This is a genomic window from Carboxydocella sp. JDF658 (genome assembly GCF_002049395.1).
Lineage (GTDB): Bacteria > Bacillota.
Map to the genome: position 1 here is coordinate 13,653 of NZ_BDLR01000162.1, position 437 is coordinate 14,089.

A 437-nucleotide genomic window follows, 5' to 3' on the forward strand; every position below is an offset into this window, starting at 1 on the left:
CTCACACAGGAAAAACGGCGATGTACTGGCAAAACCGCCGGGCTTTCGAAAAAAAGATACTCTCAGCACCGTGACTTTTAAACAGAAAGCTTTCGAAATACTGCCGGGCAACCGGGTACGCCTGAAGCTGCCCAAAACCTACGGCAGGCGGGTGATTGTACTGGAATACCAGCTCCCACCGCACGTCACTCTGGGCAAAGTCCAGCAGGTAAAGCTGGTCTACGAACCCGGGACCGGCGACTGGTACCTGCACATAACCCACAGGGTCCCGGTAACCTATAAGGAAACCGGAAACGTCATGGCGCTGGATCTGGGTATCGTGAACATCGCAGCCGGAGTAATCTCCGACGGCTTTTCTTTCCTCGTGCCCGGCGGGGAACTTCTGGCCCTCGACCGGTACTTCCAGAAAGAAAAAGCCAAATGTACCAAATCCACCA

Annotated in this window: 1 pseudogene; it reads left to right on the forward strand. The window is 54.5% G+C overall.

The window, feature by feature from the left end:
• Positions 1-437, forward strand: a pseudogene (locus JDF658_RS14530) (hypothetical protein); the annotation flags it as partial.